Origin of the sequence: Paracoccus yeei ATCC BAA-599 (assembly GCF_000622145.1) — a bacterium.
Taxonomy (GTDB): domain Bacteria; phylum Pseudomonadota; class Alphaproteobacteria; order Rhodobacterales; family Rhodobacteraceae; genus Paracoccus; species Paracoccus yeei.
On sequence record NZ_JHWH01000009.1, the window covers coordinates 25683 to 47235 of the forward strand.

Genomic DNA, 21553 nt, shown 5'->3' on the forward strand with positions numbered 1-21553 from the left:
GACCGCGAAGCTGATGGTCTTCACCCTGGTCCGGGCCGCATCGAAGAAGTCGCGCAAGCTCAACGGCACAAACCAGTTGCCACGCGTCATCGAAGCCGTCAGATTCACCGATGGCGTCGTCGCTGACGATGCCAGCCAAAGCCGCGCCGCCTGATCAAGCCGCGTCACCCAAATTCAGCCATAGCTCGCTTCCCAGTGTCCGAACTGCTTGCGATGCGCGATGACGTCCGGGCGGAACAGGATGCTGAGTTCCGGCGCAAACTTGGGCGGCGGGCGCTTGCGCAGCCGGTAACCCCGGCGACGTCGGCGCCCGGAGGGCAGGTGGCGCCACAACTCAGCCCGGCGGCCTTCATCGGAGTAGACATGGCGATAGATGGTCTCCTGGCAGACCCGGCGCGGGGCACCTTCGTAACGCATCCGGCCGGCGATCTGCTCGGGGGTCCAGCCAGAGCGGAGACAACGCTCGACCTGGTCGCGCAGCCCGGCATCGCGCACCAGCTTGCGCTGCCGTGTCCGGCGTCCATCCGAGAAGCTTTGCGCCACGATACACCAGTAACCGCTGAGCTTCGGGACCTCGGTGTCGTGGACATGATTGCGGCGAAGCTCGCGGAAGATCGTCGGCCGGTGTCGGCCAAGCCTGCGCGCCATCTCGTCAGGGCTCAGCTTCATCTGCCGCCAGCGCTCGATCTTGCGGCGTTCCAAAAGGGAAAGGTGGGAAAACCGAACCTTCATTCCTATGCTCCTTTCATGGCTCAACCCATTGTTGAGCACAGAAAGTCGCATTTCAGGATAGCGCGTCTCCCCCTATATTTATTAGAAGTGTAAGATAAGTTATGTAATCGTTCTGGACGTGAAATAGTACTCCAAGGTGTCCTAGCCCCTCCCCAACTCCATCCCGCCTTTCATCAACACAGTCAGCGGCAGTCGGATACAGCAGACAGGGCGCGTTCCAGGTCGGTCTCGACATAGGGCTTGATGACGGCGATGGCGTTCTCGACCTCGCAGGCGGCGCCGGGATCGCCGGTGACCAGCACCACGCGCAGCTCCGGCATCCGGCGTCGGCACGCATGGGCCAGATCGCTGCCGTTCATGTCGGGCAGGCCCAGATCGGTCATCAGCACGTCCGTTCCGGGCGACAGCGCCGCCAACGCCTCGGACCCCGTGCCCACGGCGGTGACGGAGTGGCCCAGCGATTCCAGCATGTCGGCCGTGCTGAGCTGGATCAGCGCGTCGTCCTCGACCAGCAGGATGTTGAGGGGTCTTGCGGAGACGGCCGGCGGCGCATCGCGCCGGGGGGCGGGCATGCCCTGCCGCCGGGCGGCGACCGCGTTGGCCTGCTGCTGGTTGGCCAGGACATGGCGTATCTTGCGGGCCAGCGTTTCGCGGGAATAGGGCTTGGGCAGCAGTTCGACGCCCGGATCAAGGCGCCCGGCATGAACGATCGAGTTCTCGGTATAACCCGAGGTGAACAGCACCGCGACGCCCGGCAGCCGTTCCTTGGCCTTGCGCGCCAGATCCGTGCTGCGCACCGGGCCGGGCATGACGACATCGGTAAAGACCAGGTCGATGGGCGCGCCGCTTTCGACCACCGTCAGCGCCGATGCCGCGTCGCGCGCGCGCAAGGTGCGATAGCCAAGATCGGTCAGCAGCGCCACGGTGGTTTCGCGCACCTCGTCGTCATACTCGACGACCAGAACCGTCTCGGTCCCGCCCTGCACGGGCTGGGTGCGCAGGTCGGTCAGCATGTCCTCCTGCGCCATGTTCCGGGGCAGGTAGATCTTGACCGTGGTGCCGTGCCCAAGCTCGCTGTAGATCTTGATGTGGCCGTTCGACTGCTTGACCAGGCCATAGACCATGGACAGCCCCAGGCCGGTGCCCTTGCCCTCGGGCTTGGTGGAGAAGAACGGCTCGAAGACCTTGTCGAGGATCTCGGGCGGCATGCCCGACCCAGTGTCGGTCACGGCGATCAGCACATACTGGCCGGGCTGGGCGTCATTGTCGGCAGCATAGGCGTCGTCGAGCGAGGCATTGGTCGCCTCGATCGTCAGCCGGCCGTGTCCGGCCATGGCATCGCGCGCGTTGATGGCCAGGTTCAGCACGGCGTTCTCGATCTGGTTGGGATCGACCAGGGTGTTCCACAGGCCCCCGGCGACGACCGTCTCCAGCTGGATCTCCTCGCCCAGGGTGCGACGCAGCATGTCGTCCATGCCCTGCAGGAAGCGGCCGACATTGACCACCTTGGGCTCCAGCGGCTGGCGCCGGCCAAAGGACAGCAGTTGCGAGGCGAGCTTCGACCCGCGGGTGACGCCGGCCAGGGCATTCTGCACGCGCATCTCGGCGCGCTCGTTGCCGGCGATATCCTTGGAAAGCAGATGAAGATTGCCGCTTATCACCTGCAAGAGATTGTTGAAATCATGCGCCACCCCGCCCGTCAGCTGCCCCAGGGCCTCCATCTTCTGCGACCGGCGCAGCTGGTCCTCAAGCGATTTGCGGGTGGTGACGTCGCGCCCGGCGCCATAGAACTGGCCGCCCTCGGGGACGCAGGTCCAGGAATACCAGCGATACTCACCCGACCGGGCGCGCAGCCGCAGGTCGAAGTCGCGCAGCACCGCGCCCTGGGCCAGCGCCCTGCCCCGTTCGACGACCGCGACCAGGTCGTCGGGATGGACCAGCGCGTCCAGCCGCGTGCCCACCAGGTCATGCTCGGCATAGCCAAGCGCCGCGCTCCAGGCCGGATTGACGCTTTTGAACGCGCCATCCATCGTGCAGATCAGGAACAGGTCCTCGCTGATGCGCCAGGTCATGTCGCGTTCGTGGGTCCGCGCCTCGACCTGCGCGGCCAGGGTGTCGTTCAGCGCGCGCAACGCCTCCTCGGCCCTCTTGCGGTGGGTGACGTCATGGCCTTCGGCAAAGATCCCCGTGACCCGACCCGCCTCGTCCAGGATCGGCTGATAGACCAGGTTGACGAAGCGCCGTTCGCCCGGCCCGCCCGGGGTGCGTTGGAGTGTCACCGCCATGTCCCGGCCGATGAACGGCTCGGCCGTGCGATAGACCTGATCCAGAAGCTCGAAATAGCCCTGGCCCTCGATATCGGGCAGGGCCTCGCGGACGGGCTTGCCGATCAGGTCACGGTGGCCGGCCAGTTGCAGATAGGCCTCGTTCATGAATTCGAAGACATGCTCGGGACCGTTCAGCACGCACATGAAGCTGGGCGCGTGCTGGAACAGGGCGCGCAACCGGTCGCGTTCGGCCGTGCGCTTGTCGATCTCGGAACTGAGCGAGACGTTCGCCCTTTCCAGCGCGGTGGCGGCGGCCTGGCGCATGTGCAGCGCGTCGGCCAGCGCCTCGGCCCGGCGGCGTTCGGTTTCGTGGGCGGCAGCGCCCGACAGCCCCGCCGCGACCTGCCCCGCCACCAGTCTTAGGAAATCGGCATAGTCGCTGTCAAAGGGCCGCAGCGGGTTCAGCCCGACCACCATCGTCCCGAAATCGGCACCCATGCCGTGCCCGGTCAGCGGAACGGCGATGGCCGAGACAGGCGGGCGGTCCCAGGCCCCGGACGGCAGGTCCGCGACGCCGTCAAGACGCTGGGGCCCGTCGGCGTCCAGCGCGATGGCCCCGCCGATGGCCGCGGGATCGAACCCGGCCGGGATGCCCGTGGCGAAGGCCAGCGCGGGGGTACCCGCTTCGGCCAGATAGGTCAGGGTAAAGGGCAGGTCGTGCAGGTTCGCCTCCAGCGCCCTCTGCGCCGCCCGCAGGACCGAGAGCCGGTCCGTCGCGCCCGCCAGTTCCGAGGACAGCACCCGCAGGGTTTCCATGCGCCGTTCGGTAATGACGCGCGTCGTTTCCTCGGACACCGCGCACAGCAATCCGGCAGGCTTGTCCGCGTCGTCCAGAAGCGGGCTGTAGGAAAAGGTGTGATAGGTTTCCTCGGGGTAGCCGTTGCGCTCGACGATCAGCCGCAGCGCGCGGTCCCAGGTCGCCTCGCCGCGCTCATAGACGCTGCGGATCCTTGGTTCGACATCGTCCCAGATTTCGGACCACAGTTCCTTCGTGGGCATGCCCAGCGAATTGGGGTGCTTCATGCCCAGGGTCGGGCGATAGGCGTCGTTGTACAGGAAATTGACGTCCGGCCCCCAGCCCAGCCACATCTCGAACCGCGAGGTCAGCAGGATGCCGACCGCGACCTTCAGCGATTGCGGCCACTGTTCGGGATCGCCAAGCGCGGTGCTGCCCCAGTCCTTGGCGCGCATGAGCGCGGCCATTTCGCCGTCGCCGAGGAAAATTCGGCTCCGGTTCGACAGGGTCAGGTCAGTCACGGTCCGTCCTCCACGCCGCCCCGCCGGGGGCATCGTCCGTCTTGTGCGCGATATCGCGGGTCAGCCGCAACCCCGCCGTCGCGTCCGCATCGGCCAAAGGCCGGCGGTCCCGGCCCGCCTAGCCTTGACCGCCGGGGGCGTCCGCCGCCGTCCCGGCCGGCAAGGCCTCGCCCTCCAGCATGGCGCGCAGCCGGGACACCAGGGCCGCCATCTCGAAGGGCTTGGTGATCAGTTCCATGCCATGGTCCAGAAACCCGCTGGCGCGCGAGGCATCCTGCGCATATCCGGTCATGAGCAGCACCTTCAGCGCGGGCCGCAGTTCGCGGGCGGCCGCGGCCAGTTGCCGGCCGTTCAGGCCCGGCAGGCCGATGTCGGTCAGCATCAGGTCGATCCGTCGGCCCGACCGCAGGATCGCCAGGGCTTCGGCGCTTTCCGCGGCTTCGAGCACCCGATAGCCCAGATCGGCCAGTTCCCCGACGACAAGGTTTCGCACCAGCGTCTCGTCCTCGACCACCAGGACGGTTTCGCCCGAGGTCGTCGTCCCCGGCGCCGCGCCCGCAGGCTGGGCCCCCTCCTCGGCCAGCGCCGCGCGGTGGCGCGGCAGGAAGATGCTGACGGTGGTGCCGGCGCCCGGATCGCTTTCGATGCGGGCGTGCCCCTCGGACTGGCGGGCAAAGCCGTAGATCATGGACAGCCCAAGGCCCGTGCCCTGCCCCAGCGGCTTGGTGGTGAAGAACGGCTCGAACGCCTTGGCCATCGTGGCCGCATCCATGCCGATTCCGGTGTCCGAGACCGCAATGCGAATGTAGTCGCTGTGCCGAAGGCTCCGGTCGTGCGGCATGTCCAGATCGTCTGCATCGACGTTGCGGGTCTCGATCCGCAGCCGCCCGCCGCCGGGCATCGCGTCGCGGGCGTTGATGGCGAGGTTCAGCACGGCGTTCTCAAGCTGGTTGGGGTCGCACAGCGTGACCCAGAGGTCCTCGGCCAGCGCGAACTCGACCGCGACATTCTCGCCCATGGTGCGGCGGAACAGGTCCTCCATCGAGGCGATCAGCGCATTGGCGCGCACGGGCCGGGGGTCCAGCGGCTGGCGCCGGGAAAAGGCCAGCAGGCGATGCGTCAGCGCGGCGGCGCGGGCCGCCGCCCCGGCGGCACCCTCGATGAAGCGGTCCAGATCGTCGGTCCGGCCCTGGCCGATGCGGCGCTGAATGACGCTGAGGCTGCCGGTGATGCCTTGCAGCAGGTTGTTGAAGTCATGCGCGATGCCGCCGGTCAGCTGGCCCAGGGCCTCCATCTTCTGGCTTTGACGCAGCGCCTCCTCGGCCTGCTCGCGCTCGGCGATTTCCTGGGCGACGCGGCTTTCCAGCGTCTCGTTCAGTTCGCGCAGCCGGGCCTCGGCGGTCTTCAGCTCGGTGATGTCGACCATGGTGCCGATGAACCGCAGGGGCTCGCCATCGTCGGAAAACAGGGTGCGCCCCCGGGCGGCGACCCAGCGCCCGGCCCCGTCGGTCCCGGCGGCGGTGCGGAACTCGACGGCGAAGGTTCCGGTGCCGTGGCGCGTGACGGCGGCCTCGACCGCGCTGCGCACCCGGTCCCGGTCCTCGGGATGGGCGCCGCCCAGGAACGAGTCCTCGAACGTGACCCGGGCATCCAGGGCCAAGCCGAACAGCGCCTTGGTGCGGGCATCCCAGCGCAGGTCCCGGCTGCGCAGGTCCAGATCCCAGGTGCCCATCGAGGCGGCCTCGGCCGCAAGCCGGGCGCGTTCCTCGCTTTCGCGCACGGCGGCCTCGGCGGCGCGGCGATCGGTCAGGTCCTGCATGGCGCCGATCATCCGGGTGGCGCGGCCGCCGTCGTCGCGCAGCACGAAGCCGCGGTCCAGAATGGCGGCATAGGACCCGTCCGCCCGACGGAAGCGGTATTCCTCGGTCCAGCCGGTCCCCGATCCGTCGATGACGGCATGGATGGACTGGTCGACCCGGTCGCGGTCGTCGGGATGGATGTGCTCGATCCACCAGGCCGCGCTGGTTTCGCGCAGGGCGTGGCCCAGGCGGTCCTCAAGCGCGTTGTTCCAGATGACGTGCCCGTCGGCCAGCCGCCAGTCCCAGATGGCGTCGTTGGTCGCCTGCGCGGCCAGGCGATAGCGTTCCTCGGTTTCGCGCAACGAGGCTTCGACGCAGCGCCGGTCGGTGATGTCCACGGACGAGCCGATCAGGCCGATCACCTGCCCGTCCTCGCCCCGGAACGCCGATTTCGTGGACAGCCAGACGGCGGGCGTCCCGTCCGGGCGGCGCACGGCCTCTTCGGCGACCAGGGTCTGGCCCGAGGCCATGACGGCGGCGTCAAGGCGCATGATCGCCTCGGCCTCGGCCGGATCGCTCAGGAACTCCGCATCGGTCCTGCCCAGGATCTCGGCCAGGGGCTTGCCGACCAGCTCCAGGGTCCCGCGATTGGCGACCAACATCCGGCCGTTGCGGTCCTTGGCATAGACCACGCCCGGCACGGCCTCGATGAAGGCCTCGAGCAGGCGCTTGGCGCGGTCGCGTTCCGCGGCCAGCACGCGGCGTTCGTCCACGTCCAGAAGAACGCCCGGAAAGGTGATCGTGCCGGCGGCGTCCCGATCCACGCGGCCGTTCGCCTCGATCCAGTGATAGCTGCCGTTCAGCCGCCGCACCCGGTACTGGTGGGCATAGGGGCCGCCCCGGGCGATGGCCTGCTTGATCGCCGCGGTCAGCCCGGCCTTGTCGTCGGGATGGACGGTGGCGATCACCTGCGCCAGGCTCAGGCCCGCGCGCCCCAGCGCCGGATCAAGCCCGAAGGCTGCCGCGAACTGCTCGTCGACCGTGAAGCGGTCGGCGGTCACATCCCAGAACCAGGTGCCGACGATGGCCCCGGCGGCAAGCGCCAGGCGCAGCCGGTCGCCATCCGTCAGGGTGCCCAGAGAGGTTGCGTTCAGCGTGTGGGGCATGGCGTTCCCAAGTCAGGTCCGTGTTCCAAGGCCCGCTCTGCCGGTCGGATCAGGCGCTGCGCGTTCAGGCCCTTCTAGTATCGCCTTCTTCGGGGTCGGACAACATCCATCTGTCGAGAGCCCCTTGGGTTGCGCCCGGCCTGTCACAGGATTTCGGACAGGCCGCGGCTGGCCCGTTCGGCGGTGTCCAGCCAGCCGGGAAGGAGGGCGCCGGCGGCCCGGGCGGTCCGGGACAGGGCGTCGCGCAAAGCGCCGTCCGCGATCACGCGGCGCAGCGCCTCGGCCAGGCGGACCGGATCCTCGGGCGGGACCAGCAGCCCGGCACCGGGCGGCACGGTCTGGGGCACCGCGCCGGTGCGGCAGCTGATGATCGGCAGGCCATGGGCCAGCGCCTCGTCAAAGACGATCCCGTATCCTTCGTAGCGCGTCGCCAGCGCAAAGACCGAGGCCCCCGCGTAAAGCGCCTCGAGCCGGGCGGCGGGAACCTGGCCCGCCAGGTCGATCCGCGCGGCCACCGGACTGGCCGCGCGCTGGCGCTCCAGCGCCGCCGCGTGATCCGCATCCCAAGGGCGGCCCGCGATGACGGCGCGCCAGTCCAGGTCGCCCAGTTGCGACAGCGCCTCGATCAGGATGTCGTGGCCCTTGCGGGGATGCAGGATGCCGACCGACAGGATCAGCGGGGGGGACTGCGGCGCCGAGGGCAGGCGCGGCCGGTCGGTCCCCGGCCGGACCACGCTGATCGCCTGCGGGGCGACGGCGTAGCGGTCGATCAGGATGCGACGGGTGTGCGGGCTGGGGACCAGGACGTGCCGGACCAACCGCAGATTGTCGCGTTCGGTCCTGAACAGGTGGTCGCGGCGTGCCGGCGCAAGCCCGCTTTCCAGCGCCAGCGGATGATGGATCATCGCGACCAGAGGCGCGCGCAGGCGCGACAGGCCCTGCGTGTCCAGCGCGCCAAAGGCCAGCCCGTCCAGGATCAGCGGCCGATCCTGCGGCACCCGCGCCAAGGCGGCAAGCGCCGCCGCCATCTCGGCCGGGTCCGGGTCGGGAAAGCCCGCGGGCAGTTCCAGATGCCAGACGTCATGGCCAAGCGCGCGCAGCCCTTCGAGCAGGCGGCGTTCATAGACATAGCCGCCCGTCAGCGTGGCGATGTCGCCCGGCACCGCGAAGGCCAGCGAGCGGCGGATCACGCGGCCCCCTGTTCGGGCGCAAAGCGGGCCAGCACCCGACGTTCGACCGCGGCGACCAGGGCGTGGAACAGCCCCGACAGCAGCGTCACCGCAACCACCGTCAGCCACAGCATGCCGTAGCCCGAAACCGAGGCCGACAGCGCCATCAGGTGACCCAGTCCCCGGCCCGTCGCCAGCCACTCGATCACCGTGACGGCCAGGACGGCGGCAGGCACGCTCATCCGGGCCGAGGCGAACAGCGCGGGCAGCATCGCGGGAATGCGGACATGCCACATCTGCCGCAGCGGGCCGGCGGCATAGCTGCGAAACAGGTCCAGGATCGGGCCCGGCGCCTGACGCAGCCCGTGCTGGCAGGCGACGAATGTGGGAAAGAACACCATCAGCGCGACCAGGACGATGGTGCCCAGGGCGCCGCGCCCCAGCAGCAGGACGACCAGGGGCGCCGTCGTCAGGATCGGCACGGACCGCAGCGCCACGGCCAGCGGCGCGGCCAGCGCCGCAAGCGCCGGGCGCAGCGCCAGCAGGACCGCCAGCCCCGCCCCCAGCACCAGCCCCGCGGCATAGCCGGGCAGGACCAGCGCGACGCTTTCCCAGGCTGCCGCAAGCAGCGTCGCGCGGGTCGCCGGGGCATCCGGCGCCCACAGGACTGCGGCCAGAACATCGGGCGGGCGCTTGGCGAAAAAGCGGTTCAGGCCCAAGGACTCCATCCCCGCCCACCAGACCGCCAGCAGCACGGCGACCAGCAGCGCCGCCTGCGCCAGCCTCTGCGCGGCCGAAGGCCCCCCCGCCCGGGCGGGCGCAAGGATGACCGGCGGCGGGTCCGGCAACAGCCTGCGGCTCAGCCAGCCGACGGCGGCATAGGCCAGATACGAGGATGCCGCCGCCACCGCCGCCACCGCCCACAGCGCCGGAATGTCGAGGTCGCGGGTAAAGCGGATGGTCAGGACGCCCAGGCCGCGCTCGGCCCCGGTGAACTCTCCGACCATGGCGCCCAGGATCGCGGCAGGGGCCGAGATCTGAAGCCCCGCAACCAGATAGGGCAGCGCGGCGCGCAGGCGGACATGGACCAGTTCGGCCCACCGGCCGCGGCCATAACTGCGCACCAGGTCGAACCAGGCCGCTGGCGCCGCCCGCAACCCCGCCAGCAGCGGGATCAGCGTGGTGTAATAGACCGCCAGCGCCGCCAGCACGATCTGCGGCCCGTTGCCCGGACCCATCAGCACCCGCAGGATCGGCCCGGTGGCGACCAAGGGCAGGCAAAAGACCGCCAGCGCCAGCCCCGCCACCAGGCCCAGCGTCCGGGGCCATAGCGCCGGCACGGCGGCCAGCAGGATGGCGGCAAGGTTCCCGGCGGCCAGCCCCCAGGCTGCATTGCCCAGCGTCGCCGCCGTGGCGCGGCCCGCCAGCCCGGCGTTCGCCCCCAGCCAGCCGGCAATCTCCAGCGGTCCGGCCAGCAGGTGGCCGCCCGTGGCCAGTGCCGCGCCCTGCCACAGCCCCAGCAGAAGGGCCGGTCCCGCCCAGCGGCCCGTCATTGCGCGGCCAGGACCTGCGCCGGCCCGCCGCCCTGGGCCAGCGCCGCCAGCGCCCGGGTGACCAGCCGGCGGAAGGAAGGCGTTTCCGAGACGCCCGGCGAACGCGGATGCGCTAGCGGCACCTCGATATCGGCGACGATCCGGGCGGGACGCGGGGACAGCACGACGATGCGGTCGGAAAGCATCACGGCCTCGTCCACGGAATGGGTGACAAGCATCGCCGTGGTGCCCTGCGCCTGCCACAGCGGCGGCAGGTCCTGGGCCAGTTGCTGGCGCGTCAGCGCATCGAGCGCGCCGAAGGGTTCGTCCAGCAGCAGGACGCGCGGCTGCGTGACCAGGGCGCGCGCGATGGCCGCGCGCTGCCGCATCCCGCCCGACAGCGCGGCCGGGCGCGCCCGCTGAAAGCCGCCCAGGCCCACCAGTTCGATCAGTTCCGCGACGCGCGCCGGGTCGGCGGGCTGGCGCGCGAGCTTGCGACCCAGCGCCACGTTCTGCGCCACGTCCAGCCAGGGCAGCAGGCAGGGGTCCTGAAAGGCGATCGCCAGACCGCCCTGCTGGCCCAGCAGGCCAGGCGGATCGCCTGCGATGCGGACCTGCCCGGCGGTCGGCTGCTCCAGCCCCGCGATCAGCCGCAGCAGCGTGGACTTGCCGCAGCCCGAGGGGCCCAGCAGCGCCGTCGTCTTCCCCCCCGCCAGCGTCAGGTCGATGCCCGCGACCGCCTCAAGCCCGCCGTCATAGACCTTGCCAAGCCCGCTGCAGACGATGCCGGCGGGGGGCTCAAAGGGCATGGACTTCTTCAAGGACCGAGCGGTCCCACAGTTCGGGGCCCACCTTGCGCCCCAGCAGCGCCAGGGTGCGGATGTTGGCTTGGACCGTATCCTCGGCCCACCAGCCAAAGCCCTTGGCGTCGGTCAGTTCGGAAAACATCAGCGGCACCTGCCGTTGGGCCTGCATGATCTGCGTCGGCAGGTCGAGCCCCGCGTCGGGGAACATCCGCACGGTCAGTTCCGCCGCCGCCCGCGTGTCCTTGCGATAGGCGTCCCAGCCGCGCAACTCGCCCGCCATCAGGGCCACCAGGTCGGCGCGGCGGTTGGCAAGGCTGTCTTCGGTCGCGATGTAGGTCTGCGAATGCACGGCATAGCCGTGATCGGCCAGCAGCATGGTATGCGCCTTGATCCCGTGGATCGCCATGGCGACCGGCAGGTCGGTTTCCCAGCACAACAGCCCGTCGACCTCGCCCGCGATCAGGGGCTGGGCGGAATACTGGGTCGGGACGATCTGGACGCTGGCCGGGTCGATCCCGTTCAGCGCGCACAGCGCCTGAAGGACCGGGGTATTGGCGACCGCCATGCCGATCCGCTTGCCGGGCAGGTCGGCGGGCGCACGGATGGGCTTGTCGGCCAGCGAGGCGATCACGAAGGGGTTCTTCTGCATCGCCACGCCGATGATGCGGAACGGCGCGCCCTGCGCCACGGCGGCGGCGGCGTAGTCCGCGGCCGAGATCCCGACCAGCGCCGTTCCGGCGACCACCGGCGGCTCGACCGGGGCATTGGGCCCGCCCTGCATCAACTGCACCTGCAGCCCCGCGTCGGACCACCAGCCGTTCTGCTGCGCGATATAGCTGCCGGCGAACTGGACCGAATGCAGCCAGGACAGTTGCAGGCCCACCGGGGTCTGCGCACGGGCCGGGCGCACCAGCCCCGAGGCGCCCAGCACCAGGCCGGCGCCCAGCAGGGTTCGCCGCGAAAAGGCAATGGATGACATCGGCACCTCCGTCCCGGCCCATCGTCCCGGCCCGCCAGGCGGCCGGACCCCCTGTCATTTGACCGCCAAGCAGCCCGATCCGCAACCCCCGGGCGCGGCATCCGGTTCAAAGCCGCCCAGGATCAGGTCGCGCATCCGGTCCATGGGCAGGACGGGCTGCCCGGCGGGTGGGACCAGGCCGGGGGCAAAGCCCCAGGCCGCCGCGCGCTCGACCAGGGGCGCGGGGCCGATCAGGTGGATGGGCACGTCGGGCCGCTCGTCCATCGCGACCCAGGGGGCGGCCTGGTGGTCGCCCAGCACGATCATCAGCGGCGGATCCCGGGCGTGGGACAGCGCGTAATCCGCCACCGTCCGCAGGCTATAGTCGAGCGCCTCGCGATAGGCCTTGCGCACCCGGTCGGGGTCGCGCCAGACCTCCTTGGGCGGATCGCCCGCGCGGGCCATGGCGTCGAACGCCGCGCCATCGTCCAGTTCGGCCCAGGGCAGCAGCCGGGGCACCGGCACCCAGGGCGCGTGGGACGAGATCAGCACGACCTGCGCGAACAGATGCGGCCCGCCTGCGGCCCCGCGCAGCAGCCGGTCGGTCGCGGCCAGGGTGAACTGGTCCGGCATCGTCACCCAGCCGAAGGACAGGCCGCGATAACCCAGGTCGTCCCGCGCCAGGATGCGGTCAAAGCCCATCGCCGCGCCTTCGGGCCAGGGCCGGGTGATCGCGGGCATCACCGCCGCCGTTCGGAACCCGGCACGGCGGGCGTGATGGAACAGCCCCTGCCGCCCCAGGGCTCGCGCCGCATCGTAGCGCGCCTGATCGGCGATCCAGAGCCCGTTGGCGAAGGTCGCGTGCGACAGCCAGCTTTGCCCCCCGCGCGTCGGCGCAGCCAGAAAGCCCGAGCGCATCGCCAGTCCCGCTTGCGCCAGCCTGTCCTGCGCCTCGCGCAGCGTCGCCCGGTGCCTGCCGGCATAGAACGGCACATCGAGGCTGGCGCGGCCATAGCTTTCGACAAAGACCACCAGCACATCCCGGTCGATCCCGGCCAGCAGACCGGAGGCCGTGGCCAAGGGGTCCTGCGCGGCAAGCAGGCGCAGCTGGCGCAGGTCCTGCGCGGTCTGCCGGACCAGGGCGATCCGCGACAGAGCATAGGGGCCGTTTCCGCCCCAGCCCGGGACCGCCAGCAGGACAGCGGCAAGGACCGCAATCGCAGGGGCCAGTCGCCGGGGGGCGCGGGCCCAGACGCCCGCCGCCCACCAGACCGCCGCCGCGCCCGCGACCAGCGCGGCCAAGGCCACCGCCAGCGCCAGACCAAGGCCGAAAAGACCGAGGGTGCCCCCGGCCCACCGCAGCCCCGCATCGACCAGCGGCAGGTCGGTCAGCGGGTTGAACCCCCGCCCCAGCGCCAGCATCGTCGCCAGATCGGCCAGCTTCTGGACCGTCAGCACCAGCAGCGCCAGGGCGACAAGCAGGCGAAGTCGGGCAAGGGCCAGCGCCAGCAGGATCAGCGGCAGCTCGGGCGCAAGGCGCAGCAGCGCCTGGGACAGGGGCATGGGCGCTGCCGGCAGGACCAGCACCAGATGCAGGATGGCGGCCGCGACCAGGAGGCGGGCCGGGCCGTTCATGCTTGCCGCCACAGCCAAAGCACATCCGCCGCGAAGGAACAGACCAGCGCCAGCGCCGCCAGCCACCCCAGCGCCTCGGCCTGGGCTGGTCCGGGCAGGGGCGTCTGCAGCAGGATCAGCACCGACAGCTGCATCACGCAGATGGCCTTGCGCCAGCGCCGCTCGGGCAGGTCGGCCTGCAGCCAGGGCCAGCGCAGCCCCGCCAGTACGAAGGCATAGCGCGTCAACCCCAGCACAAGGATCTCGGGCCCGGCCGCGGTTCCGGCCAGCAGGTGCAAGGACAGGACAAGCGCCAGGGCGGCATCGACCTCGATGTCGAAGCGCGCGCCAAAGCGGGACACCAGGCGGCTTTGCCGGGCCAGGCGGCCGTCCAACCCGTCCAGCGCCAGGGCAAGGCCCGCCACGCCGGCGACCGCCCAGCCCGCCGCGTGCCCCGCCAGCAGGGGCGCCAGCAGCGCGCAGACCAGCGCCGCGCGGCCCAGCGTCACGACATTGCAGGCCCCGATCCGGTCGTGGGGATAGGCGCGCCGCATCAGCATCGCCACCGCAAGGCTTGCCAGCAGAAAGACGCAGGTCGCGCCCATCAGCGCAGACCCCCGGCCCGCCAGAACCGCCTGCGCCAGCGCGATCACGCCGACCCCCGCCAGCGCCGCCGCGCCGACCTCGCGCGCGATGGCGTTCCCGGCCCGGTGCTGCCGGGGCGGCGTCGGTCTGGCGGGGTGGATGTCGCGCATGTCCAAGCCTCCTGCCAAGCCATGCCCTGCGTCAAGCGCCGGCTGTTCGGAACGCGACGCTTCTGCTAGACTTTCCGCAAAGGAGCCGCGCCATGCCCAAGCCGCCCGGTTACCGCCCCCCTGCCCGCGCGCTGCACTGGCTTGTCGCGCTGGCGGTGCTTTCGATGATCCCTGCAGGGCTGGTGATGACGCGCGAGGGTATTCCACGCCCGCTTCAGGACGCGCTGTTCCTGTTTCACAAGAACCTGGGCGCGCTGCTGATCCCCGTGATCCTGGTGCGGATCGCCTATCGCCTGATCCATCCCCCGTCGCCCCTGCCCGATACGGTGCCGGCCTGGCAACGGCAGGCGGCAGCCGTTTCGCATGTCCTGTTGTATCTGTTGCTGGTCATCATGCCGCTAAGCGGGTTCGTCCGGGTCCGGGCGGGCGGCTTTCCGATCGAACTGCTGGACCGGCTGGGGCTGGGGCCGTGGATCGGCAAGTCCCCTGCGCTGGCCGGGTTCGCGGAAAACGTCCATGCCACGGCGGCCTTCGTGCTGATTGGGGTGCTGGCAGTCCATATCGCCGCCGCCTGCCATCACGCGCTGATCCGCCGCGACGGCGTCTGGTCGCGCATGTGGCCCATTCGGGGCGCATGACGGGGACTGGCCCTGCTGGCCAGGCCCCACGTCGTCAGGGCTGCGCGGGTGCGATGCGCCAGATCGTGTTCGACAGGTCGTCCGCCACGATCAGGGCGCCGCGCGGGTCGACGCTGACCCCCACCGGGCGGCCGCGCGTCTTGTCCCCGTCCTGCAGGAACCCTGTCACCACATCGACCGGATCACCCGAGGGGCGGCCGTTTTCGAAGGGCACGAACACCACCTTGTAGCCCACCGGCTCGGCCCGGTTCCAGCTGCCATGCTCGCCGACGAAGGCGCCCTGGGCAAACTGCGGCCCCATCGCATCGTTGGAAAAGGCCACGCCCAAAGCCGCCACATGGGCGCCAAGCGCATAATCGGGCGCGATGGCCGAGGCGACCTTGTCCGGGTCCTGCGGCTTGACCCGGCTGTCCACGTTCTGCCCCCAGTAGCTGTAGGGCCAGCCATAGAACTCGCCTTCCTGCACCGAGGTCAGGTAGTCCGGCACCAGATCGGGGCCGATCTCGTCGCGCTCGTTCACCACGGCCCAAAGCTGCCCGGTGCCCGGCTGGATGGTCAGGGCGGTCGGGTTGCGCAGGCCGGTGGCATAGGGCCGATGGGCGCCGGTCGCCACGTCGATCTGCCAGATCATCGCGCGGTTCTCCTCGGCTTCGATGCCGCGCTCGGTGATGTTGCTGTTCGACCCGATGCCCACATACAGGAAGCGCCCGTCAGGGCTTGCCGTCATCGCCTTGGTCCAGTGGTGGTTCAGCGCCGAGGGCAGGCGGGCCAGCGTCTCGGGCGGGCCGCCGGCCTGGGTCTGGCCGTCAGCGTAGGCAAAGCGCACCACGGCGTCCTGGTTCGCCACATAGATTGCGCCGTCGATATAGGCCAGGCCATAGGGCGAGTTCAGCCCTTCGGCAAAGACCGTCTGCATTTCATAGACGCCATCGCCATCCGCGTCGCGCAGCAGGGTCAGGCGGTTGCCACCGGGTTCAGAGCTTTTGCCAAGGCTTTTGATGAAGCCCGCGATGATGTCCTTGGGCCGCATCGCCGGGGCGCTGGCACCCTTGCCTTCGGCCACCAGGATATCGCCATTGGGCAGGATCAGGGTCTGACGCGGAATCTTGAGTCCGGTCGCGATGGCCGAGATCGCATACCCCTCCGGCACCGTGGGCAGGTCGTCCCCCCACAGGGCGGGCCGCGGGATCGTCATGTCGGGCAGCAGGCCGCGCTGCGGTGCCGGCAGCTCGGGATCGGCGCCATAGGATGTTGCGGGCGCTCCCTGCGCCAGGACGGCGACAGGCAGGGCGGCAGCCGGCATGGCCGCGGCAAGGCCGATCAGGATCAGGGCGCGCATCAGTAGTATCCGTTTTGATCAAGGGTTGATTTCGGCCCATTTCCGGTCGTCCCGGATCAGGGCGTTGGCGAGGACGATGAGCTTTCGCATCACCGCCGTGATGGCGACTTTCCAGGGCTTTCCGGCAGCGATGAGCGTCCGGTGGACTTGCTGGAGCGGGGCGTTGAAGCGGGTCGCGATCACAGCGGGCATGAACAGCATGCAACGGAGAGCAGTGCGGCCTCCGCCGATACGGGCCTTGCCCTTCCACGTTCCCGACTGCCGCGTGATAGGTGCGAGGCCTGCGAGGCTCGCAGCTTCCTTCGAACTCATCGCCCCGAGCTCCGGCATCTCGATGATCAGGGCGATGGCGGCGACGGGCCCGACGCCGGGGATCGACGTCAGGATCTCGTAGCGCCTGGCGAGCCCGGGATCGGCTTTGATCCGGGAGCGCAGTTCCCTGTCGATCTGCGCGATCTGGGTGTCGATCTGGCGAAGGCGCGCGCGCAGCTGCGCCAGGACGATCTTGTTGCGCGCCATGCCGATCCGGTTTCGGCAGGCCGTCCGATCCTTGATCAGAGCAACCCGAGCGACATGCAGCTCCTTGATTTCGTGCAGTTCGTCAGTTTTGACCGGGGTCGCCTCGAGGCCGAGCACGGTACCCATCCGTGCAAGCATCTCCGCATCGACGCGGTCGGTCTTCGCTCCCTGTCCGGTAGCCTGCGCGAAGCGTCGCGCCCGTGCGGGGTTCACCTTGACGTTGTGATGGCCGAAAGCCGCAAGCGCGGCCTCCAGATCGCGGTGATAGCGCCCGGTCGCCTCGTAGACGACGCGGAGCGGTGCCGCCCCGAGCCACTTGCGCATGGCCTTCAAGCCGGACGCGTCGTTGCCGAAGCGGGCTCGTTTGCCGTCCGAGATACGGTAGATGTCGAGTGTGGTCTTCGAGATGTCGATCCCGATAGTGTCGGTCATGGTCTTTTCGCCTCCTGGCCTTGTCATTCGGGGCAAGGACGCGAGGTCTTCCCCATGTATCCGTTCAGGACATTCGAAAAGGCGGGGGCGATCACACTACTGACCGGCCCTCTCCGACCATCTCCACAACGATCCGTCCCCCGCCGCTGTCCGGCATATTTGAGGTGCCGGACAGCGGCTCCCGTATCGCACGGGAACCGGGGGAAATCTTAAGACAAGTCCTCCACGGTCTGGACCCCGGCATATCCCAGCAGCGAGGCGATCAGGGCCAGCAGGGTGGACAGGCCCGACCACCACAGCGCCTCGGGCATGATCGCCCAGGCGTCCTGGGAATGGGCGAGAGCGTTGACCAGCCCCACGATCCAGGCGGCAAGCAGGGTCAGGAAATACCACAGCGGTCGCCGGCTGGCGAACCTGCGGCTGCGAACCGCATGGACCAGTGCCCAAAGCAGCGCAAAGGCCCCGACCAGCAGCCCGCCGGCGTTCAGCCATTGGGCAAAGTTCGACCACTGGATTTCATGGCTGCGCCAATAGGCGATGTCGCTGACCAGCGCGCCCAGAAACAGCGGAAACGGGAAAGCCAGCAGAACCGCGTGCAGCGGATGGATCGGCCGGACCGGACCTGGGGTGGCGACAGGAACCACGGATCAGCCTCCTTGGCGTCAGGGCCGGCAAGGTCCGGCCGTTTCATCTGGCAGGGCAACGCTTGGCAATCGCGCAGGTTGCAAAAAATCCCGGGCAGGGCGGGGCCGGGGCCGTAGGACCAGGGCGCGGGATCGCCGTTGCAGCGAGGTCGAGCCCCGGTCGCAGCGGCGTGCCCCGCACCCTGGCAGCGGGGGCCATCGCCTTGCCGGAGGGGGACGGGGCACTGTAATGTCCCCCAGGGCAGGCGATGTGGTGGTGGCCCCCAAAAGCGGCCTGCTCACAGGATAAAGTCGTTCCCCGACAAGGCTGTGACGCCATTCACCTGGATGCAGAAATCGGCCCTGCCGTCGCCGTTCACGTCGCCGTAGACATAAGCCTTGCCCTGCGCGACCTGATACCTCAGCTCTCCGGCGTCGCCGCCGAAGGCCGCGCGACCGATGAAGTCAAAGTCCTGGTTTCCTGCGCGCGTGACCATGGCATCCATCGGCGACAGGTCGATCCGGTCGCCCTGCGCGCGGGCGAAATCCGCGATCACGTCGGGGTCGGTCGTCGACGAATGGCCGGGCGCCAGGAAGACGAACTGGTCCGCACCGGCGCCGCCCCACAGCGCATCCTTGCCGGCGCCGCCGTTCAGGCGGTCGTTGCCGCCGCCGCCGCGAAGCTGGTCGCTGCCCACATCGCCCAGCAGGCTATCGCGGCCCGAACCGCCGTACAGCCGGTCATTGCCCGCGCCGCCGGAAAGGATGTTGTTCTGCGCCTCGACATGCAGCACGTCGTTGCCGGCCCCGCCGATCAGCGTATCGTTGCCGGAGCCGCCATACAGGGTGTCGTTTCCCGTGCCCCCGGCCAGCCAGTCGTTCCCGGTCCCGCCCAGAAGGCGGTCGTTTCCGCCGCCACCCGACAGCCGGTCGTGGCCGTCCTCACCCCACAGGATATCGGCGCCGCGGCCGCCGTGGATGATGTCGTTGCCGGCATTGCCATGCAGCGCGTCGTTTTCCGTGCCGCCAAAGATCAGGTCGTTGCCCTGACCGCCATAGACGGTGTCCGCGTCGGACCCACCCGCGATGGTGTCGTTGCCGGGGCCGCCATAGATCAGGTCGAAGCCCTTGCCGCCCTCGAGAATGTCGTCGCCCGTGCCGCCGTTCAGCGTGTCCGAGCCGATGTCGGCACGGATATAGTCCCGCCCGGCCCCACCCTGGATATGCTCGTCCCCGCGGCCGGTGACGATCACGTCATGCGCGGCCGAGCCCTGGATCACACCGGCGCTGTTCGGGGTCGGGTTGTGCATGCTGGTACGCTCTGCCGGCAGGGCGTGCTGCAAAAGCCCCTGGGGCAGCGCATTGTACGGGTTCTCGAACGCCACGGACGGCAGCTGCTTGGGAAGCGGATGGTTCCACTTCAGGAAATGGCTTTCGTCGGCCCAGCTTCCGTCCGGCTGGCGGACCTGGCGGGCGCCTTCCAGCGTGAACAGCGCCCGGCCCCCGGCGGCATTGACGATCTGCAGCCATTGCTGGCCCTGATAGAGGACGATCGAGACATCAGCCCCCGCGATCTGGCCCGGCCGCAGCGGATCCAGGACCTGGCCCGCGATCACGATCCGGTCCTCGAGACTGTTGAAATCGTCGATCCTGCCGACCACGGTCCCGCGCATCGCCGCCACGTTCGAGAATGAGAACGTGTCCCATCCCTGGTGGCCGAAGGCGTGATAGCCGTGCTGGATGGTCCTGGTTCCGGCGACGCCCAGGTCCATGACGATGGAATCGTTTCCGGACCCGGCATGGATATGGATCTGGTTTTCGGTCGCTCCATCGGTGGTTGCGCGAATCACGTCATTGCCTGACGTGCCATTCGCATGCGTCGGGCCACCGTTTCTGGAGTCGATGGTGATGGTTTTGCCTGCGGCGGCCCCGGCCGCAGAATGACCTGCATTGGAATGCGTATTCATAGCGTCTCCAGCCATGTTGAATGACATCGGGGGAAACGGCGATACTCGACACGGCAAATGATACGGACTGTCCCGCAATCCGAATGGACAAGAGGCCTCGCGCCACAGGCCTTCGCGCCTGTCACGGTGTCTCGTCGGGATAAATGGCGACTGGCTCCGGCATGAAGGCGGGACCAAAGGTCCAACCTTCGGGGGGCAACATTCTACCGTCTAATCGAGCGAATACATGTTCTTGTTGTTGGGCTCCAGGCACGCTGAAATCGCTGACGTACTGGGCCATGAACGGGATTTCCGCCGCCGCGGTTCCGCGCTGCGTGCATACAATTAAGATATATTACCCTTGCGTGTGCCGGCTCCCGCAGGATTCGTCGGGGCGCTGGCGGGCATTTTGCGCGGCAATTTTCTTCGAGTATATCGGACGCGCAATGCGGCAAGTCGCAGTCCAGTTGCGGGATTAGCGCGCGCCGCTGCATGGAATAACGAGGCATGACGTTTGTTAGTTATTATTTATAAAGACAACAAACGATTTGATTTTTCCTTAACCCTGTGGTTGCACGACAAGGCAGAGCCGCCGCCCCGGAATGACCGGGCCGTCGGTTGGATTTGTCGTTGCAACAAGAGAGATATCCCTGCCCATCCAAGGCTGCGCGAGCAGGCAGATGCGCCGCGTGTTTATGACGAAAAAAAGGGACGGTGGTCCGCCCCCATTTGCCCGATTAGACCGCCGCCGACGCGGGCGCGTCCCGAACAGCAGGCTCTCCCCCGACCCCCAGAGGGACATGCGCGGGGCCGGCAGAAGCCACTTGTCTGCCGGCCCCGCGCATGTCATGCATCATGTATTGGATGTCGAGGCTGAGGTTCCAGCCATGTCCTCACGGCCCCTTCGCCAGCCGTACTGCACTCGCGCTGCGGCGAGGACGGCTGTACGCCAAGGCAGCGCCTTTGCAGGCGCCGCCTATCGGCTCACAGGAGCGGAGACGAGAGCGTCAGTTTCCAACCCGTGCTCAGACCCACCTCGTGGACCTGCTGCAGCGGCAGAACCGATGATCCGTCAGGGCTTGCGCAGATCGGGCTTGTTGGGATCGGGATAGCCGGCGTGTTCCTCGGCCGGCACCGTATGATCCACGTCCCGCGTGGTGCCGCGGACCCCTTCGGGCAGGCCGCCGCGGTCGTCAGGGGGGTTGCTTGGCGTATCCTGCGCCTCGTCCTTCAGGACCGCGTCCGGCGGGATGTCGTCAGGCTTCGGGTTCTGGGCCATGGGCTCCTCCGTTTCCCTTGCCCCCTTGGGCGGGGGCAGCAGGGAAAAACGAAGGCCAGGAGGGATTCGTTCCGGCCGGCGGGGTGGGCCATGGACAGCATGTCGCAGGGGGGTTTGTCCCGGGCGCCGGGTTCCCTATATCGGGGGCAGGGCGCGCCGCAGCGGATGCGGCGCGCGGCTTTGTTTTGGACAAGGAAGGCCATGACCGTTTCGAACCTTCTGGCGCAGGACCCCGGCAACCTGAAGCCGGCGCTCAAGCGCGGCGCCTGCCTGAAATGCCCCCGCTGCGGGCAGGGCAAGCTGTTCCGGGGCTATCTGCGGGTCGCCGAGGAATGCAATGCCTGCGGGCTGGACCTGACGCCGCAGCGCGCCGACGACGGCCCGGCCTATGTCGTGATCCTGCTGGTCGCGCATCTGGTGGCCTTTGCCCTGGCGCCCCTGTTCGGCGTGATGGGGGACCGGCCGGCGCTGGTGGCGCTGGTGCTGGGCCTGGCGGCGATCCTGCTGTCTCTGGCGCTGCTGCCGCCGGTCAAGGGCATGTTCGTCGCCCTGCAATGGGTCAAGGGCATGCACGGCTTCGACCCGGCCCGCACCGCCGCCCGGGGCTGATCCCCGGGGGGTCCGGGCCCGGAACCTTTCTCCGGGCGCCGTGTTCACCCGCC

Annotated in this window: 15 protein-coding genes and 2 pseudogenes; 3 read left to right on the plus strand and 14 right to left on the minus strand. The window is 69.2% G+C overall.

The genetic code is table 11. The features are described from left to right. A pseudogene (locus tag BU28_RS26235) lies at window positions 1-154 on the plus strand (IS256 family transposase); the annotation flags it as partial. 35 nt (window positions 155-189) lie between these two features. Here the strand turns inward: BU28_RS26235 and BU28_RS22185 are convergent. The 9 genes and pseudogenes from BU28_RS22185 to BU28_RS0106385 form a co-directional block, all read right to left on the minus strand. Further along, a pseudogene (locus BU28_RS22185) lies at window positions 190-732 on the minus strand (IS30 family transposase); the annotation flags it as partial. Window positions 733-914: 182 nt separating this feature from the next. Continuing rightward, complete coding sequence (locus BU28_RS0106350; protein ID WP_198944987.1) at window positions 915-4316, minus strand: hybrid sensor histidine kinase/response regulator; 3402 nt, start codon at window positions 4314-4316, stop codon at window positions 915-917. 118 nt (window positions 4317-4434) lie between these two features. Then, window positions 4435-7281 carry a PAS domain-containing protein gene (locus BU28_RS22190; RefSeq protein WP_088239228.1) on the minus strand — a complete coding sequence of 949 codons (2847 nt, stop codon included), beginning with the start codon at window positions 7279-7281 and terminating at the stop codon, window positions 4435-4437. 143 nt (window positions 7282-7424) lie between these two features. Then, a complete protein-coding gene (locus BU28_RS0106360; RefSeq protein ID WP_028718729.1) occupies window positions 7425-8471 on the minus strand; it encodes a glycosyltransferase family 4 protein in 1047 nt (348 codons plus the stop codon). Beyond that, on the minus strand, window positions 8468-10003 hold the full coding sequence (locus BU28_RS0106365; RefSeq protein ID WP_028718730.1) for an ABC transporter permease: 1536 nt from the start codon (window positions 10001-10003) through the stop codon (window positions 8468-8470). The genes BU28_RS0106360 and BU28_RS0106365 overlap by 4 nt, the downstream gene beginning before the upstream one ends. After that, the gene (locus BU28_RS0106370) at window positions 10000-10791 is read right to left on the minus strand and encodes an ABC transporter ATP-binding protein (RefSeq protein ID WP_028718731.1); all 792 of its coding nucleotides are present in this window, start codon (window positions 10789-10791) and stop codon (window positions 10000-10002) included. The genes BU28_RS0106365 and BU28_RS0106370 overlap by 4 nt, the downstream gene beginning before the upstream one ends. Further along, entirely contained in the window at window positions 10781-11767 is a 987-nt protein-coding gene (locus BU28_RS0106375) for an ABC transporter substrate-binding protein (RefSeq protein WP_028718732.1), read from the minus strand. Before BU28_RS0106375 ends, BU28_RS0106370 begins: the two co-directional genes overlap by 11 nt. A 54-nt stretch (window positions 11768-11821) precedes the next feature. Then, a complete protein-coding gene (locus BU28_RS0106380; RefSeq protein ID WP_028718733.1) occupies window positions 11822-13381 on the minus strand; it encodes a sulfatase-like hydrolase/transferase in 1560 nt (519 codons plus the stop codon). Then, window positions 13378-14115 carry a CDP-alcohol phosphatidyltransferase family protein gene (locus tag BU28_RS0106385; protein ID WP_233145047.1) on the minus strand — a complete coding sequence of 246 codons (738 nt, stop codon included), beginning with the start codon at window positions 14113-14115 and terminating at the stop codon, window positions 13378-13380. Before BU28_RS0106385 ends, BU28_RS0106380 begins: the two co-directional genes overlap by 4 nt. A gap of 92 nt (window positions 14116-14207) precedes the next feature. On the opposite strand from BU28_RS0106385, the gene BU28_RS0106390 reads away from it, so the two are divergent. Beyond that, window positions 14208-14753 (plus strand): cytochrome b, encoded by a 546-nt coding sequence (locus tag BU28_RS0106390; RefSeq protein ID WP_028718735.1) that lies wholly within the window; start codon window positions 14208-14210, stop codon window positions 14751-14753. Between the two features lie 34 nt (window positions 14754-14787). Here BU28_RS0106390 and BU28_RS0106395 read toward each other — a convergent pair whose 3' ends face one another. The 5 genes from BU28_RS0106395 to BU28_RS0106415 all read right to left on the minus strand — a co-directional run bounded on the left by BU28_RS0106395 (window position 14788) and on the right by BU28_RS0106415 (window position 20891). Further along, window positions 14788-16092 (minus strand): PQQ-dependent sugar dehydrogenase, encoded by a 1305-nt coding sequence (locus tag BU28_RS0106395; RefSeq protein WP_036762176.1) that lies wholly within the window; start codon window positions 16090-16092, stop codon window positions 14788-14790. Window positions 16093-16110: 18 nt separating this feature from the next. Further along, a complete protein-coding gene (locus tag BU28_RS0106400) occupies window positions 16111-17043 on the minus strand; it encodes an IS110 family transposase (RefSeq protein ID WP_028718737.1) in 933 nt (310 codons plus the stop codon). 209 nt (window positions 17044-17252) lie between these two features. Next, a complete protein-coding gene (locus BU28_RS0106405; RefSeq protein WP_028718738.1) occupies window positions 17253-17687 on the minus strand; it encodes a DUF2231 domain-containing protein in 435 nt (144 codons plus the stop codon). 278 nt (window positions 17688-17965) lie between these two features. Then, complete coding sequence (locus BU28_RS24120) at window positions 17966-19516, minus strand: calcium-binding protein (RefSeq protein WP_051577897.1); 1551 nt, start codon at window positions 19514-19516, stop codon at window positions 17966-17968. Between the two features lie 1168 nt (window positions 19517-20684). Next, on the minus strand, window positions 20685-20891 hold the full coding sequence (locus BU28_RS0106415) for a hypothetical protein (protein WP_028718739.1): 207 nt from the start codon (window positions 20889-20891) through the stop codon (window positions 20685-20687). A 201-nt stretch (window positions 20892-21092) separates the two neighbouring features. Here BU28_RS0106415 and BU28_RS0106420 point away from each other — a divergent pair, with 201 nt between their 5' ends. Then, a complete protein-coding gene (locus BU28_RS0106420; protein ID WP_028718740.1) occupies window positions 21093-21500 on the plus strand; it encodes a DUF983 domain-containing protein in 408 nt (135 codons plus the stop codon). The last annotated feature ends 53 nt before the right edge of the window (window positions 21501-21553 follow it).